The sequence below is a fragment of the Candidatus Mycobacterium methanotrophicum genome, assembly GCF_023515995.1.
GTDB lineage: Bacteria > Actinomycetota > Actinomycetes > Mycobacteriales > Mycobacteriaceae > Mycobacterium > Mycobacterium methanotrophicum.
On the sequence record NZ_CP097320.1, the window covers coordinates 334755 to 350083 of the forward strand.

Annotated in this window: 16 protein-coding genes and 3 pseudogenes; 7 read left to right on the forward strand and 12 right to left on the reverse strand. The window is 63.2% G+C overall.

Annotation, left to right across the window (positions count from 1 at the left end; translation table 11 throughout):
- Window positions 1-40: 40 nt before the first annotated feature.
- The 4 genes and pseudogenes from M5I08_RS01775 to M5I08_RS01790 form a co-directional block, all read right to left on the reverse strand.
- A pseudogene (locus tag M5I08_RS01775) lies at window positions 41-385 on the reverse strand (thiamine pyrophosphate-binding protein); the annotation flags it as partial.
- A gap of 223 nt (window positions 386-608) precedes the next feature.
- Window positions 609-1496, reverse strand: coding sequence for a fructose bisphosphate aldolase (locus M5I08_RS01780; protein ID WP_219069158.1), 888 nt, complete (start codon window positions 1494-1496; stop codon window positions 609-611).
- A 198-nt stretch (window positions 1497-1694) separates the two neighbouring features.
- Complete coding sequence (locus tag M5I08_RS01785; RefSeq protein WP_249762864.1) at window positions 1695-2618, reverse strand: IS3 family transposase; 924 nt, start codon at window positions 2616-2618, stop codon at window positions 1695-1697.
- The gene (locus M5I08_RS01790) at window positions 2615-2905 is read right to left on the reverse strand and encodes a transposase (RefSeq protein ID WP_249763042.1); all 291 of its coding nucleotides are present in this window, start codon (window positions 2903-2905) and stop codon (window positions 2615-2617) included. Before M5I08_RS01790 ends, M5I08_RS01785 begins: the two co-directional genes overlap by 4 nt.
- A 36-nt stretch (window positions 2906-2941) precedes the next feature.
- On the opposite strand from M5I08_RS01790, the gene M5I08_RS01795 reads away from it, so the two are divergent.
- Window positions 2942-3361, forward strand: coding sequence for a group II intron maturase-specific domain-containing protein (locus M5I08_RS01795; protein WP_219070855.1), 420 nt, complete (start codon window positions 2942-2944; stop codon window positions 3359-3361).
- 439 nt (window positions 3362-3800) lie between these two features.
- On the opposite strand, the pseudogene M5I08_RS01800 reads toward M5I08_RS01795, so the two are convergent.
- From M5I08_RS01800 to M5I08_RS01820, 5 genes and pseudogenes are all read right to left on the reverse strand, one after another.
- Window positions 3801-4796 (reverse strand): annotated as a pseudogene (locus M5I08_RS01800) (Acg family FMN-binding oxidoreductase).
- 36 nt (window positions 4797-4832) lie between these two features.
- Window positions 4833-5789, reverse strand: a complete 957-nt coding sequence (locus M5I08_RS01805) for a carbamate kinase (protein WP_219070856.1) — start codon at window positions 5787-5789, stop codon at window positions 4833-4835.
- Window positions 5761-6681 (reverse strand): cation-transporting P-type ATPase, encoded by a 921-nt coding sequence (locus M5I08_RS01810; protein ID WP_249763043.1) that lies wholly within the window; start codon window positions 6679-6681, stop codon window positions 5761-5763. Before M5I08_RS01810 ends, M5I08_RS01805 begins: the two co-directional genes overlap by 29 nt.
- A 438-nt stretch (window positions 6682-7119) precedes the next feature.
- Window positions 7120-7257, reverse strand: a complete 138-nt coding sequence (locus M5I08_RS01815; RefSeq protein WP_219070915.1) for a hypothetical protein — start codon at window positions 7255-7257, stop codon at window positions 7120-7122.
- Between the two features lie 239 nt (window positions 7258-7496).
- Window positions 7497-7832 (reverse strand): hypothetical protein, encoded by a 336-nt coding sequence (locus M5I08_RS01820; RefSeq protein WP_249763044.1) that lies wholly within the window; start codon window positions 7830-7832, stop codon window positions 7497-7499.
- Between the two features lie 920 nt (window positions 7833-8752).
- Between M5I08_RS01820 and M5I08_RS27230 the strand changes: the two are divergent.
- Window positions 8753-9049 (forward strand): annotated as a pseudogene (locus M5I08_RS27230) (DUF6431 domain-containing protein); the annotation flags it as partial.
- 413 nt (window positions 9050-9462) lie between these two features.
- Here the strand turns inward: M5I08_RS27230 and M5I08_RS27235 are convergent.
- The 3 genes from M5I08_RS27235 to M5I08_RS01835 form a co-directional block, all read right to left on the reverse strand.
- Complete coding sequence (locus M5I08_RS27235; protein WP_373368834.1) at window positions 9463-9687, reverse strand: TOTE conflict system archaeo-eukaryotic primase domain-containing protein; 225 nt, start codon at window positions 9685-9687, stop codon at window positions 9463-9465.
- A 150-nt stretch (window positions 9688-9837) separates the two neighbouring features.
- Window positions 9838-10383, reverse strand: coding sequence for a GNAT family N-acetyltransferase (locus M5I08_RS01830; protein ID WP_219070291.1), 546 nt, complete (start codon window positions 10381-10383; stop codon window positions 9838-9840).
- Window position 10384: 1 nt separating this feature from the next.
- Window positions 10385-10663, reverse strand: coding sequence for a type II toxin-antitoxin system TacA family antitoxin (locus tag M5I08_RS01835; protein WP_249763046.1), 279 nt, complete (start codon window positions 10661-10663; stop codon window positions 10385-10387).
- Between the two features lie 588 nt (window positions 10664-11251).
- Here M5I08_RS01835 and M5I08_RS01840 point away from each other — a divergent pair.
- The 5 genes from M5I08_RS01840 to M5I08_RS01860 all read left to right on the forward strand — a co-directional run bounded on the left by M5I08_RS01840 (window position 11252) and on the right by M5I08_RS01860 (window position 15310).
- Entirely contained in the window at window positions 11252-11959 is a 708-nt protein-coding gene (locus M5I08_RS01840) for a proteasome-type protease (protein WP_219070295.1), read from the forward strand.
- Between the two features lie 9 nt (window positions 11960-11968).
- On the forward strand, window positions 11969-12670 hold the full coding sequence (locus tag M5I08_RS01845) for an N-formylglutamate amidohydrolase (RefSeq protein WP_219070297.1): 702 nt from the start codon (window positions 11969-11971) through the stop codon (window positions 12668-12670).
- Between the two features lie 108 nt (window positions 12671-12778).
- A complete protein-coding gene (locus M5I08_RS01850; RefSeq protein WP_219070299.1) occupies window positions 12779-13591 on the forward strand; it encodes a transglutaminase-like domain-containing protein in 813 nt (270 codons plus the stop codon).
- Window positions 13592-14079: 488 nt separating this feature from the next.
- Window positions 14080-14661, forward strand: a complete 582-nt coding sequence (locus M5I08_RS01855) for a helix-turn-helix domain-containing protein (protein ID WP_219070301.1) — start codon at window positions 14080-14082, stop codon at window positions 14659-14661.
- A gap of 439 nt (window positions 14662-15100) precedes the next feature.
- Window positions 15101-15310, forward strand: coding sequence for a hypothetical protein (locus M5I08_RS01860; protein WP_219070305.1), 210 nt, complete (start codon window positions 15101-15103; stop codon window positions 15308-15310).
- The last annotated feature ends 19 nt before the right edge of the window (window positions 15311-15329 follow it).

Genomic DNA, 15329 nt, shown 5'->3' on the forward strand with positions numbered 1-15329 from the left:
TTTCCACCCCGCTCGTCCAGTGGTATTCGGGATGGCCGGGACAGCGTGAATCCAGCTGACGAAACGTCTCAAGATCGGCCATCGTCACCGCCGGTCGTCCCAGCACCTCGTAGTCGGTGTCGACCGCGTGGACGCGGGCTAGATGCAGCAGCGACCACAGCAGCGTCGAAGCGTGCCCCTCGGAGAGAACGAAACGATCCCGGTTTGCCCAGATCGGATCGGCAGGACCGAAACGCAACAACCGCTGCCACAACACATAGGCGGCCGGGGCAATGCCCATCGGAGTGCCAGGATGCCCCGAGTTGGCCTTCTCCACCGCGTCGATGCACAGCCCCTGGATGGTGTTCACACACCTGGTGTCGATATCAGCCTCTGCGATATTCATCGATGTCCCTTGTGGTTTGTGTTGTGTGGAAGATTTCGATTTTCTTGGCCTCCATCACCGGATACTGTGGTCGCAGAAACATCCGCATCAGCTGCGGTATGGGATTCTTGGCCATCGACCCACCGATACGATGATGCATATGCACGCAAACGGGGCACCGATAATCTGAGTCCCGAATCTTCCTATCGCTGATCACTTCCTGCCCCGATTCCTGCGCTCACGCTCAGGTGATAGACGCGGCATAGATCTGCTCGATCGAGGTGTGCAGCTCGGCGCTGAACTCGGCGTCACTCATGGTGACCTTGAGGCCCTCAGTAAGGGCCCGGGAGAAGCTGGCAATCATGCCATGGTTACGGGCAAGCCGCCCGGTGGCCTCCTCCCGGCTGTAGCCACCCGATAACGCGGCGACCCGAAGGACATTGGGCTGTTCCATGAGCGGGGCATAGAGATCACCCTGCTCGGGCAAAGTCAGTTTCAGCATCACGTGCTCATCGGGATCTAACTGATCCAGATGATTCGCCAAAGCGTCTCGCAGAAGATTCTCGGCTGCTTGTTTCTCGGGACTCGTGATGTCGACTTCGGGCTCCAGGATCGGCACCAGGCCAGTCGCGCAGATCCGGTGAGCGATCTCGAATTGCTGGTCGACCACCGCCTGGACACCGGCCGAGTCGGCTATCTGGATGAACGAGCGCATCTTGGTTCCGAAAATCCCTTTACGCACGGCCTTTTCCAGCAGCGCATCAAGGTCGGGCATCGGCTTCATACAACGAACTCCGTCGGTTTCAGATGCCAGTCCCTTATCCACCTTCAAAAATGGCACCACACGTTTCCTGCCCCAGACGTAACCTGCCGAATCAATTCCATCGATCTGGCGATCGATCGTGTCCTCGAACAAGATGGTGGCAAGGATGCGGTCACCGCTGAAGCTCGGATCGGCGATGATCCGAGTCCGCATCTCATGCATAAGGTCGAACATCTCGTCATCGTCGTTGTAGCCGCTATGCGATATGCCATAACGGGCGAGTGCGGCAGGAGTACTCCCACCACTTTGGTCGAGCGCGGCAATCAAGCCATTCCCGTGCGTGATTTTTTCGAACTGATCTTGATTCATATTATGACTTCCATCAGTTATATCCTCACACCATGGCTATCATCACAAGACTCCTGATGCGATAAAGGGACGAGGAGAGCAATTGTCAATACCTGTGGATCGGGATTTTTTCAGGCGACCTCCTCCCCGGTTTCGTCAGCGACCTGGTCGTCGGGGCGTTCGACGAGTGGAGAACCCCCACTTTCGTAGACACTAGCATTATGCTGTTGCGGCCAATTCATCGTCAATTGATTCGAGCGAATTGTGGTCCATTTCACACGGCGTCGCATTTCCGATATTGCTGTGCGGACGCTGACGATTGTAGTAGACCTCGATATATTCGAAAACCGCGTGTCTCACCGCGCGTAGAGTCGGCCAGGTGTGCAAATGGATGAGTTCCTTCTTGATGGTGGCGTTGAACGATTCAGCCATGGCATTGTCGTAACAAATACCGGTGTTTCCGACTGAAGGAATTATGCCGTTCGCCAACGCGAGAGTGCGGAAGTCGATACTCGTGTATTGACAGCCGCGATCGGAATGGATTATGACATCCCCGATTCCCGGTCGCTGCCGTTCGATTGCCATCCTCAACGCGTTGGTGACCAAGGTCGTGCGCATATGGTTATCTACCGACCAACCGACGATCTTTCTTGAATAGCCGTCGATAACCGCGGCTAAATACGCCCAGCCACCCCACGTACGAATGTAGGTAATGTCGGTGAACCACAATTGGTTCGGCCCCTCTGGCACGAAGTCGCGCCCTACGAGGTCGACCAGACCGTCGCTGTTGGTGTCGTCCTGGATCGTGGTGGCCCGGTACGGGCGCGGATGCACGCATGTCAGGCCCGCGCCGCGGGCGAGGCGGCGGACCCGCCGCGGTGAATGTCGCCGGCCCTGCTTGGCCAGCTCGGCGACGAGCCGATCGATACCCAAGCGCCCCTTGTGATCTTCGTGGATCTTTTTGATCACCTCGGTCAATTCCGCGTCGTCTTTTTCTCGATCTGACCGGTCTCGTTTCAGCCACGCATACCAACCGCTGCGGGATACATCGAGGACGTCGCACATCAAGGAAACAGGAATTCTAGCTTTGCGTGGTTTACGTCGTTCTTCTTCATCCAGATCGCGGATGAAAGCGAACTTCACATGCTCTCTTTCGCAAACCACGCCGCCGCTTTTTTTAGAATCTCCCGTTCCATCCTCAAACGGCGGTTTTCCTCTTCCAATTCCTTCAGTCGTGCACGCTCGTCGATCTCGAGTGGCTTTTCCTTGAACTCGCCGCGTTTCTTCGCTGCTTTCACCCAGTTCCCTAACGTTCCGTCACCGATTCCAAGATCTCGGGCAATTTCGGCTATCGGCTTACCCGAGCTGATGACCAACTCTACGGCCTCGGACTTAAACTCAGGGGTGAACTTCCGCCGTGTCGAACCCATAACAGTTTTCTCCTTGCAGACAATCATTCCACTTCGATGACTGTCTACGGAAGCGGTCGTCCTCCAGGGGCACGCAACAAACACGGGGTGGTGTTCTCCGGGTTTTTGCCTGCGGTCAGCAAGGACGCCTTGAAGAAGATGGGACATGAAGTACGCCAGTGGCGATTACACCGGCGTACCGATCTTGACTTCGCCGGTCTCGCCCGGATGATCAACCCGATTGTGCGGGGGTGGATGAACTACTACGGGGCGTTTTACCCGTCGGCGTTGTCCACACTGCTAGCACGCATAAACACCTACCTGGTGCGTTGGGTCCGCAAGAAATACAAACGGCTTCGGGCAGTCCGCAAGGCCCAAGCGAGATGGGCATACGTCACCACGACCTATCCTCGCTACTTCGCTCACTGGGCGTGGGTGTCCTACCCGCTGATGATCAAGACGACAAGAGCCGTGTAACGGGAGACTGTTAAGCACGGTTCTGTGAGAGCCCGGGGGTGAGATTCCCCCGGGCTACTCGACCGACGACGAAGAACGCGCCGTGCTCAACCGGCTCTGGCCCCTGGTCAACGACCGGCTCAACTACCTGACCCCCACCATCAAACCCATCGGCTACGGCTGCAGCCGCGACGGTCAACGCCGCCGGCTCTACGACAAGCCCCAGACCCCCCTGGACCGCCTGCTAGCCGCCGGAGTCGTCTCAGCAAACTCGCCATTAGCAGGATGCCGGCCACCGGCGTCTCGAAATGGAGCATTCCCGCGAAGGTGCGCCCACTCACGCCGGGTACGTGTGTTCTCGGGTATCGCCGACGTGTCCACGAACCGGCCTGCGAGTGCCGAGGATTCGGCTGCGACGTCGCGGTCGCAGCCCGTCGGTGTGTGATGGTCGCCCCGCCGCTCAACCACACGTATCGGGGTGAAACGTCAGAACATCGCGAAGTGGCCGCCGCGGCGTCATGGCGGGTACCTCGCCAAGGACAATGGCTTCGCCGACGCGGATCAGAAGTTGCGGCATAGCGGCGCGTCCGGTCAAGGTGCCGATGAGGTGACGGCTGGACCATAGGTCCGTCAGCTGGCTCAGTGGGCAGGTCGCCTTGCCGGCCACCGTGCACTCCAAAAACACGGCGGACAACGCTTCCCCGCACCTGAAGGCATCCTCGCGGGTGTCCTCGTCGGTGGACAGAACCAGCACTGTGGACTGGTCTTGCCCAAAGCCGGCGCGCCGCTCGTCGTGATCGCTAACCGGAAAGGTACGTCCGACGTCGACCCGATCACTTTCGGCCTCCGACACCAGCGAACTGCGCGGAATCCCATCAGAATTCTCGAAATGACCAGTCCACCAGTATAATTCGGTATGATACGAGGAATCGCAGAGTCGCAACGATTCAGTAAGTCGTGACGCCCTCGCCAGTTCCGGGCGGCGCTCGTCAGGTATCACGTCGAGGTGAACTGTGCCGGCACCGACGGCCTTGCGCAGCAGAGGTTCGAAGGACTCCCAGTTCCTCGGTGTGGCGAAGGGAAGCCGATCGGTGCGTCGGTGCAGGATCGCGTCGGCTCGGCGGCGTTGGCTATCGGTGACGAGGCTCAGGGGGCTGAAATCGAGTGACGCGAGATGATCGAGATAATTCGGGTCGGGAAATCTCTCGACGTTGGCCGTCCACCCGGCTGCCGCCATCGCGACGCATAGATGGTCGAGCGCGGCGCCGCAGCTGATGTAGGCCTCCCGCCCCGACTTGTCGGTGCAGGGAAGAATCCGGCTGTGATCGACGTATAGGTGCAGCTCCGAACCCTCGGCAACCCATTACCAGGGCTGGGTGTTGTGCAATCACGGGGCCCGGCACGCCAACTGTACTGCGGCCCTGAGTATGTCGGTATCTATCAACGTGTCCTGCATGATCAACCTTCTGTTCGTGTTCCTTGGATGCGAGCGCTATTGGGCCCTCGCCGGCCGCCAACCCCCAGGGTGAGTACCCCTTGTGGTTGTCGGGGTGATGGTGGTCCCGGCGGTGCCCGCGAGCAGTGCCTGCGCGTCGGCCAGAGCGCCGATGGTGGCCGGGTGCCCGGTCGCGGTGACGAATCGACGGCAGGCCTCGATCTTGGGTCCCATCGATCCGGCCGGAAATGCCATGTCGCCCAGATCATCTGGATCCAGAGTCGTCAGTGGTGTGGCCTCCGGTGTGCCGTGGTGCTCCATGACCGCGGACACGTCGGTGAGCACCAGCAAGCGCTGAGCTCCCACCGCAATGCCCAGCAACGACGCGACATAATCCTTGTCCACGACCGCGTCGACACCGCTCAGCTGGCCGGCGATGTTGTCGGTCACCGCCGCGCCCCCACCGCCGCCGCAGATCACCACCGAACCGGCGTCCAGCAGCCTGGTGATGGAATCCTGCTCGACGATTCGGAGCGGTTCGGGTGAGGCCACCACACGCCGCCACCGGCCATTGTCGACGGCGACGGTCCAGCCATGTTGGCCAGCAAGCTCTTCGGCTCGGTCCCGTGCGTAGCCGGGTCCGACGAACTTGGTCGGGGCGGCAAACGCCGGGTCAGCGGCATCGACCAGCGTCTGCGTAATCAGTCCGAGGACCGGCTTTTTGACCCCGGCGTTGCGCAGTGCCTGGGCCAGCCAGTAGCCGATCATGCCCTGGGTCTGCGCGACGAGGTCATCGAGCGGGTAGGGGCGGGTCAGGGCGTGGTCGGTTTCGCTCTCCAGCGAGAGCATGCCGACCTGCGGTCCGTTGCCGTGACAGATCACCGCATCGTGTTGCGCCGCCAACGGCGCAATCGCCCCGGCGGCCGTCCGCAGGTGCGCGAACTGGATGGCGGCATCGGGCTTGTCCCCGCGCGCCAGCAGTGCGTTACCCCCCAGGGCGATCACGATCCGCATCGACACCACGGGTCACGCACCGAACGCCCGGGTCATCACGGCTTTGATGGTGTGCAGGCGATCCTCGGCCTGGTCGAACAGCAATTGAGGCGGGCGACTCGAAGAGCTTGTCGGTGACTTCGGCGCCGTCAAACGGGAACTGGTCACACACGCGGCGGTTCCGGCTGGTTGTCCTAGCAGTGTCAACTGCTGATCGATGTCTTTGCCTGGCGGAGCGTCGACTACTTCTTTTCCGGGTCCCAGGGTCGCAGTGAACTTGCCGGTTGCGTCCGTGGTTTACGGACCCGAGGTCCTCGATCATGGAGAGGACCGGCCGCGACGTGGCGGGCAGCGACTCCCCGGTCAGCGCGGACTGATCGACCTCGATCTCGTCGCCGTCGAGCAGCCGGATGTCGGCCGGGACGATGTCACCCAGGCGCGGCCGGATCACATCACCGGGCACCCGCTCCCGGGCCGGCGCAGTGACCGAAGCGCCGGCCCGGATGGCGCGGGCGTTCATTGCCAGCTTGGCTTTGAGGGCATCAACGGCGTTGCCGGCCTGTCGTTCGGAGGTGCAGCCGACCACACCGTTGGCCACCAGCAACAGCAGGATGATGAAGAAATCCGGCCAGTGCCTGAGCCCGCCGGACAAGATGACGGTGACCTCGATCATCCACGGGATCGGGCCCCAAAAACAGCCGAGGAACTTGAACAGCGGGCTGGTCTTGTGTTCCGCGATCTCGTTGGGCCCGTACTGCGTCAACCGCTTCGCAGCCTCAGCCTGACTCAACCCGGCCGGTGAGTAGTCCAGCTCCTCTTCCAGCTCGGGCATGGGCGCCGATTTCACGTCGCGGCCCGGTTCGGGTGGGCCCGCCGAGTGGCGCGGCGTGACATGCGGTGTGTCAGTGGTCATGGCGTCCGGTCCGGAAGCCGTACGTCATCGGCCGGATCGCAGCATAGGCGATCTGGGCGGTCATGCCTGAGCAGGCACAAGACGTTAACAATCGGAAAGTACCGTGCAGGAGCTGGTTTCGGTGTTCCCCGAGTGGGTGGAGTGGTCATGGTGATCCCAGGTGTGCGGTTGTCACCGGAACGTCCGGCACGAGCGACTGCTCGGTGAGGACAGCGACGGGACGGCTGGCCTCATCCCGGACTGGTTGAGCTTCCAACGTCGTTGAGGCGACACCCCGCGGGCGTGGCCTGCCGCGGCTGGTTTCAGTGATATCCAGTGCTCAATGGACGCCGCAGTGCCCGTCATCGTCGCCGGTGTTGATCTTGGCGAGGATGTGGTGGGCGGCCGTCGATGAGGTAGGTGGACGTGAACAGCGGATCACTGCGGGAATGACGACGCTCAGACCCAGATATGTCGGTACCGCGGCCGCGCGTCGAGGGAAAACTGGTGCAGGCTATGCGCGATGTCGGTGCCCGGTCCATCCGGTGCTGCGGTGAGGATTTTCAGTTCGGCGGCCGTCGCCGCGGTGATCTTCACGAGGTGAGTGCTCCGCAGGGCGCTCCCCAGCGCCGATCGGGCTTGCCAAGCCCGAACAGGGCGAGTCGCCCTGGACGGCGGAGGATCCGGGACTCGTCAGGACCCGTCCCGCAACTGTGCCTCCGCTGGCAAACGCACGCGGGCCAGGCCGCGCAGCGACAACTCGGCATGCCGGTGAGGGCTCAGGACGGGTTGTGCCGGGCGGGGCGCGGCGGACCGCTACCGTGTCGTTCCCCTGGTCAACTCGCAATAAGGTCACCCCGGCACCCGTCGGCACCCGGTATCGCGTGCACTGCGAACGTCGATGCCTTCGCCAGCGACTCGGGCAACCCCCAGACTGCCGGCCACCGAGCCTGCCGGGTCGTCGATCCCGGCCCGTAAGTCGGTGGGATCAGAGCTGCGGGGTCGGCAACGAGGTTGAACAGGTCGTCGAACCGGCGATGAGGAGCATCGCGAGCCCAACGGTGCAGCTTGGTCTGGATCTTCAGTACCCGTCGGCGCGCCTCACATACGGCGTGCTCGAATTCGTCGGTATTCACCGGCGACCACTCCTCCTGATATTCCAGAACTTCCACTGCTGTCTTGCTGGTCCCCTTTGCCCTGCGGCCGCCTCTCGCGACCTCCACGACGGGTCGTCACGCCCGCGACTACTATCAGGACCTCCGCCCCACCCCAGCGCTCCTCGGCCGGACACGGGCCTTCCACCCGAACCGGACCGGCTGCCCGGACCGGGTGGGCGGAGCGCGGGGTGGTTCCCACGTTCACCGAACGATCGATCGGTCAGGGAGGCACCCAGCTCTACCCCGGCAGCATCGGCGCGCCTACGCCGCAGACCTTCGACGCGGCCTCCCCACCGCCGGTCAAAGACGGCTTCGGAGTCAACCTCCACCACAAATGCCCTCGCGGGCGTCGCGGTGGAGGCTGTGCACTGCATCCCGGCCCATATCCACCAGATTTGAGCCGGCAGAGAGGTTACGGGGCGTCAACCACTGGTTCGCTTACGCTGTACCTTCTGACCTCGCTCGGCGAGCCCGCGCCGTCTGGCAGTGCCGGCACGCCTCGCCTTTGTCGGGGCCGCTTGCCACCCTCACCGGCGTTCCCCGGATCGGACTGCCCCCAGCTTCTCCCGAGCCGCTGCGACGGCCCGACGGAGACGGTCTCTCACCACCTCTCGATCTATCCAGCGCCTCGTGGCGCACTTGACCGTCTCTCTGGTTGGCGACCACGAGGGGTTGGATCGTCATTGGTGATACGACGGACTGCTACCTGAAATGATGTTCGTCTCCATCATCAGCGTGCACATGAAGGTCGGCCTGCCTGGTGAGCATCCCGTCATGGCTGGTGGATCGAGTGCATGGTGGCGGTCGAATCCTTGGTCGTCATCGGCGGTGGCGATCGGTGTCGAGAGGTGTTGTCCCCAAAACGAATTGACCCCTGCCGGAATCGGACTGTGGTAGGCAAGGCTGGTGGACCATGACTGTCGGCCGCGACTGTGATGGTCGCCCGAACGGCCGAGCTGGTCGAGGACAATCTCGCCGCCGGGACTCTGCGGTGCCCACGATGCGATGGCCGGCTCGCCAAATGGGGTTTCGGACGCCGTCGCACCATCCGTTCGCACGGCAACGCGACGGTGACGCTGCGACCGCGGCGGGTGCGTTGCCCGGACTGCGAATCCACTCACATCGTGCTGCCGGCGGCGTTCCAGGCACGCCGTGCCGGCACCACAGCGGTGACCGGGGATGCGCTGCTGCACAAAGCCAAGGGCTTCGGGTACCGGCGCATCACCGCCCGCCTGCACCGGCCGGAGTCGACCGTGCGGCGCTGGCTGCGCCGCGCCGCGCCCGCGCACCTGCAGTGGATATTTGAGCGCGGCGTTCAGCGACTGGTCGAGGTGGCCCCCGACCCTTCCACTGAGCTGCAACTCGTCGGCAATCAACTCCTGACACCTTATCGGTGCTCGGCTCGGCCGCCCGCTGGGACCGCGACCGGCTCGGGTTTACCGACCCGCCTTGGACGATGGTCGGCATCTGCACCCTCGGCAGGCTGCTCGCCCCTCCAGGCTGACTGCATCACATCTCCGGGCGAATCGACCCCGGGGTGGTCCCGTCGTGCCTACCCATCGTGCAGCCCCGTCGATCCTGACCGCCGAACCGTTCGTCGTCACCAGCAACGCCGGATCATGGCGTCATCACTGCCACGACCGCGTCACCTCGCCGAGGACCGCGTCACGCTGACTACGAACGGCCAAATCTTCGTCGCCGTTTTCAACGACGGGATCGTCGTCATCGAAAGTGCCGCGCAACAGTTGATGGCAGGCATCCACCCTGATCGCCCGTCGCGTCTGCTCTCCCAGCGGGGCGCGTACACATCGGTGCGGCACCGAAACAGGCTCGCATAGAGACGGATCTTGTCGTCGGGTGCCGACCGCATGTCCACAGGCGCGGCCGGCGCACCTGTCAGAGTTGCTTGATCGCGATCGACGGCGCGGGCCTGCGCCCCGCTCGGCGCGAGCAGCCGGCGCAATCGGACGTCATTGGCGCGCAACGTCTGAAACTCGCCGGGAAACCGCTCCTCCACGACTTACACTCTGCGTGCCGGGAATCCGCTGGCCCAGAGTCTCGCGAGTGTGGCGGCGACGTCCCTGGTCAGCAGGTAGAGGTCCAGGTTTGTCGAGTCCTCGGCATCGAACGGGTCGAAGCCGAACCGCTGCCACCAGCTGAAGGCGGCCGGGTTGAGTGCATTGACCACGACAGCTCGGCATGCTGCTTTGACGTTCAGCTCGGCTGCCGTCGCCAGGATGTGTTTGACCATCTGGGCGCCTAGCCCAAGCCCGTTTACGCGGGAGTCGGTGGCTAGCCGGCCGACCAGGAGCACGGGGACCTGCAATGGGGCGCCCTTCGCCAATGGTGTGGGACCTGCAAACCGACCCACCGATGTCATCGACAAAGTCGCGTAGCAGGCGACCCGGTAGGTGGCGTCGGCGATCACCCAAACCGCTGCAGTGTTGCCGCGCCGGCTCTGGCCGGCGTAGCGGCGCAGCCAATCGTCCAGGGATGAATTGCCCGAAGTGAATTCGGCGCGCCGGTGTCTTTCCGGGTCGAGCAGGGTCGGCCGGTAGAACTGCACTTCAGTCGAGCCAGGTGAACTTCGTTGGCCGCTTCAACGTCGCCGCCAGCCGCTCGTTAACCCGTGCCGGTTGGTTCAGAGCTTCGGCGAAAATGGCCGCCGAGTCGGGGGACAGGTGAATGGTCTGCCGCTCGGCGAGCACATTGTCGGCGGCCTGGTTGGCGGCCTGCAGTACGAACGCCGTCACGCTCAGGTGTGCCTCGGCGGCAGCCTCTTCCAGCCGTCGCTTGGAGGTTGCGTCGACGCGCAGCTGCAGGCGGCCATCCTTCATCGAAGTCATGTACTCACAATGGCAGTACGTTGACTTCCAGTCAAGCGAGAGGGCACCGGCACCGGCGCACGACACGTCTGGGGACCATCTTGGGACCACACGACCTTTGCGCCGACGAACGATCTGCGTGCATGCATACGCTTCTCCCGACGACACATACGCGCATAGCGTGTGCGAGCAGGCAGGACGTGCTACCGCTGTTTCCTGGGGTCAAGCGGTCGCCGGTTCAAATCCTCGCAGCCCGACCATTGTCACCCCACCAGAGAATTAGCAGACGAGATGCGCTTTCGGGGCGTGGCACTCGCCCAGGTGCTTCGGGCGCGTCGGCATAAAGGCAGGGCGGAGGCCTGCTGCGCGTCCTCAAACCACGGCGACGACAGCAGCGGGGAGTAACGCAGGTTCGTCCCTACGAGCTGCTGCCGCTCGCCAAGTGGCGTAAGCTCGGTGTTCGCGAAGGCATCGGCGCAGGATCAAATCTGGGATCGGGAATCGCTCTCACCTGTACGTCTGCCACACGGCCAGAAGCCCGTGGTGGCAATGTGAACGGCGGGATCAAGTGCACAGAAGGTGCATCGCGTGACTTACTGTATCGGAGTAATGCTCGACAAGGGCATGATTTTCGCCTCGGACTCTCGCACGAATGCCGGGGTGGATAACTTCGCGAAGTTCTGCAAGATGACGGTGTTCGAGCGTCGCGGCAACCGCGTTGTCGTTCTGCTGAGTTCGGGGAACCTGGCCGGAACCCAAGCCGTCATCAGCGTATTGACGCAGCGCTGCGCTGACGGGGACGCGGCCACCAATGTCTTGGGCGCCCGGACGATGTTCGACGTCGTGAGGCTGGTCTCCGACGCGACGCGCGACATCGAAAAACGCGACGCCGGGTACCTGGAAGAGAACGGCATCCGCTTCGATGCCTCGTTCATCGTCGGTGGGCAGATCCTCGGCGAGCCGATGCGGCTGTTCCGGACCTATGCCGAAGGCAATTTCATCGAAGCGGGGACGGACACGCCCTTCTTGCAGACCGGTGAAACCAAGTACGGAAAGCCGATCCTCGACCGCGTACTTACCCAACACACGCCCCTCGCAGACGCCACGAAGTGTGTCTTGGTGTCCTTCGATTCGACCATGCGCAGCAACTTGTCAGTGGGCATGCCAATCGACCTGATTTGCTACGAACGCGACAGCCTCGAAGTGCTGTGGCGGCGGCGATTCGATGAGGGGGATGCCTATTTCACCGCCCTTAGCGACGAATGGGGCGATGGTGTGCGGCAGGTGTTTCGCCATTTGCCCGATCTGCGGTGGTGACGGGTTGTCATGGTGGATGCCTTCATCATCACCTGTGAACATGGCGGTAACCGCGTACCCGCGCCCTATCGGTGTTTGTTTCGGGGGCAACGGGCGCTGCTGGATTCCCACCGTGGCTACGATGCCGGGTCGCTAGTCATGGCGAAGGCACTCGCCAGTGCCTTCGCGACGCCACTTGTGGCTTCGACTGTCAGCCGTCTGCTTATCGACCTCAATCGCTCGATCGGCCATCCACAACTTTTTTCGGCGGTCACACGCGGCGCGCCGGCCCAGACCCGCGCGCAAATCGTCGAACGGTATTACCGGCCCTATCGCATGCAAGTCGAGCGGCTCGTCAAGCAAGCAGTGTCGCGCGGGCATCGCGTCATCCACATTTCGTCGCACAGCTTTACTGCGGAGCTCGATGGCAAGGTGCGTGGCACCGATGTGGGCTTGCTCTACCATCCCGGTCGGCGCGGGGAGTCCGAGGTCTGCGCCCGCTGGAAAGAAACTCTGGCCAGTTTGGCTCCGGAGCTTCGCGTACGCCGCAACTATCCCTATGCCGGAAAAGGAGACGGGTTGACCTCGCACTTGCGTGTGCGCTTCGCGCAGAGCGACTACGTCGGAATCGAACTGGAAGTCAACCAGGGCATCGTTTTTGCCGCGGGCCGGCGCTGGACGGCGTTGCGGCGCGTGCTGATCGATTCGTTACGCACGGCATGTGCGGCGTGAGCGCGCCATGATGCACGCGCTGCGCCAAGGAGCACACGTGAGAACCTTTTCCACCACCGACGTCGACAATCATGCGCGTCCTCACCTGACGGCTACCGGAGAGAAATAATGCAGATTCACGTCGGCTTCGAAATGATCTACGACTGCCCGCAGCCCACCCCGATGATCTTCAACCTCAACGTGCACTTCACCCGCGTGTCCGATCTGGTCGGCCGTGACGACCTGGTGATCGACCCGCCGGTTCCGATGACGGCCTATCGTGATGGATTCGGCAACTGGTGCACCCGCATTGTTGCGCCGAAGGGCCGCACGCGCGTGTCGGCCGATGCGCTCGTCAACGACACCGGACTACCCGACTCCATTTCTCCGCAGGCACAACAGATTTCCGTGCGGGACCTGCCCGAGGAGACCCTTGTGTTCCTGCTCGGGAGCCGGTATTGCGAAACCGATCGGCTGTCCGAAACGGCGTGGAATCTCTTTGGGGAGACGCCAACGGGATGGGGCCGCGTTCAGGCAATCTGCGACTACGTTTACCGACATCTCACGTTCGGCTACGAGCACGCGCGCATGACACGGACGGCGCTAGAAGCTTTTTACGACCGGACCGGCGTCTGCCGTGATTTCACGCACCTTGCCGTGGCCTTCTGTCGCTGCATGAACATCCCCGCGCGCTACTGCACCGGATACCTCGGCGACATCGGTGTACCCCCAGTGGACGATCCGATGGACTTCTCCGCCTGGTTTGAAGTGTTCCTCGGCGGGCAATGGCATACCTTCGACGCGCGCCACAACACCCCGCGGATCGGCAGGGTGTTGATCGCTCGTGGCCGCGACGCCGCCGACGTCGCGCTCAGCAACACGTTCGGCCCCAACACATTGACGAGCTTCAAGGTATGGACCGACGAAGTACCCTTGGGCTGAGTTACAGTAAGCAGCGCTGCGCGGGCGACATGATCGGCAAGGGCAGCGGACCGGTTACTTGCCCTACTCGAATCATCCAAGGATTCTCGGGTCAGCTATGGGCGCCGGTGTTGACGCCTGCCGCCGATGAGCGCGATGACGCGGTAATCGGTTTCGCGACGGTGCGACTGGAAGACCTACTCGCGTTTCGGGATGCCTGACGGTCGTTGCAGAGGGAGACCACGAGACGAGAGGTTGCCGGACTCTGTTGTGGATCAACACAGGGCGCGATGCCGCGGATGTTGCCTTTTTGACAACCAAGAGGTGCGATCAGTCTCGACAAGTTCTGGGTGACGGTGGTTGTCGACGGCGCGCATGCCGGAGGATCGTGGCGAGGGGATCGACTGACGCAGCGGCGTTTCCGCGCCGAGCTGCCAGCACGAGATGACCCCTTCCCGACTCGCGCCGTGGTAGACCATCCTGGTGCCTCATGTCCATCCGAGCGTCTGGTGATCGTCGTCCGCACCGCCGAGTGGGCCGAGCAGGCCCTGGGTACAGGCCAGATCGGCTGTCCGCACTCTGGATGCGGCGGCACCCTCACGCGGTGGGGATACGGCCACCGCCGGCGGGTGCGTAGGCTCGGCGCCCAGATCCTCGACGTGCGCCCGAGGCGGGCGCGATGCACCCGCTGCGCCAGCACCCAAATTCTGCTGCCGGCCAGCGTGCAGCCACGCCTGGCTGACACCACCGAAGTGATCGGCACCGCCCTGGCCAGCAAGGCCGACGGCCACGGACATCGCCGTATCGCCACCGCACTGGACCGCTCACCGTCGACCGTGCGCCGCTGGATGCGCCGCGCCACGCATCACGTTCATCTGCAATGGTTGTGGCAGCGCGGCAGCCAGGCCCTCATCCGGCTCGACCCCGACGCGTTCAACCAGCTGCCCCGCGCCGCCAGCCCGCTGCGCGACGCGCTCACCGTCCTGGCCGCAGCCGCATACGCGGCCCGCCAGCGGTTGGGCCTGACCGAGCCTCTGTGGACCCTGATCGGCCTGCACACCCAAGGCCGGCTCCTGGCGGCGCCGACCTGAACCGGCACATCGCCCGGACCGATCCGGCCGGGCCGAGGATCCCGCACGCCCATCTCCGGCCGGCACCGTGAACACCACCGCCGGCCCGAAGAATCGCGGCGCTGCGCTCCGCGGTGCGTGCCAGCGTGGCGACCGTCTCGATGTGGTCACGTAGCACGGCGTAGTCGTTGGCGGCGACAGCGTCGGTGCTAGTCACAGTGGGGATGGTGTCACTCGTCATTGGGGTCGTCCCTCCTTGGTTGTCAGTTGGTGCCATGACGGTGCCCTAGTGACCGACCAAGCGCCGCGGCGCCCACCAGTGGACACTTGTGACTGCTGATCCTGGCCGGGCCGTCATGAGCATGCACTGCATAGGGGTCCAGCCGCGACATCGCGCAGTCCGATTGAGAGTCCGATTTAGTCTCACCGTAGCGGTAAATTACCTACTGTGGCTCCGGCGTTGAAGTCTCTCCTGAACGAGAGGCACTTACACGAATACCTCACGTTCATTGTGGTTTTCCCGGCTCCGTTGATGTCGACCATCGCCGAACTCGGAACCTTCCTGGCCCGGGAAAACGGCGCAGCAGCCGCGCCAGAGCCACAGCCACAGCCACCTATGCCCGTCCCGGCGGCGCTGGCCAACGGAACCTCCGCCGGGGGCCGGCCGTGATCGCCGCGCCGATTTTCAT

Excerpts from the sequence above, each read along its gene's own strand:
- M5I08_RS01810 (WP_249763043.1), bottom strand. The coding sequence starts at position 6,681 with ATGACCACTGACACACCGCATGTCACGCCGCGCCACTCGGCGGGCCCA.
- M5I08_RS01845 (WP_219070297.1), top strand. The coding sequence starts at position 11,969 with ATGGTGGATGCCTTCATCATCACCTGTGAACATGGCGGTAACCGCGTA.
- M5I08_RS01780 (WP_219069158.1), bottom strand. The coding sequence starts at position 1,496 with ATGAATCAAGATCAGTTCGAAAAAATCACGCACGGGAATGGCTTGATT.
- M5I08_RS01805 (WP_219070856.1), bottom strand. The coding sequence starts at position 5,789 with ATGCGGATCGTGATCGCCCTGGGGGGTAACGCACTGCTGGCGCGCGGG.
- M5I08_RS27235 (WP_373368834.1), bottom strand. The coding sequence starts at position 9,687 with ATGCGGTCGGCACCCGACGACAAGATCCGTCTCTATGCGAGCCTGTTT.
- M5I08_RS01790 (WP_249763042.1), bottom strand. The coding sequence starts at position 2,905 with ATGGGTTCGACACGGCGGAAGTTCACCCCTGAGTTTAAGTCCGAGGCC.
- M5I08_RS01840 (WP_219070295.1), top strand. The coding sequence starts at position 11,252 with ATGCTCGACAAGGGCATGATTTTCGCCTCGGACTCTCGCACGAATGCC.
- M5I08_RS01850 (WP_219070299.1), top strand. The coding sequence starts at position 12,779 with ATGCAGATTCACGTCGGCTTCGAAATGATCTACGACTGCCCGCAGCCC.
- M5I08_RS01795 (WP_219070855.1), top strand. The coding sequence starts at position 2,942 with ATGACTGTCTACGGAAGCGGTCGTCCTCCAGGGGCACGCAACAAACAC.
- M5I08_RS01835 (WP_249763046.1), bottom strand. The coding sequence starts at position 10,663 with ATGACTTCGATGAAGGATGGCCGCCTGCAGCTGCGCGTCGACGCAACC.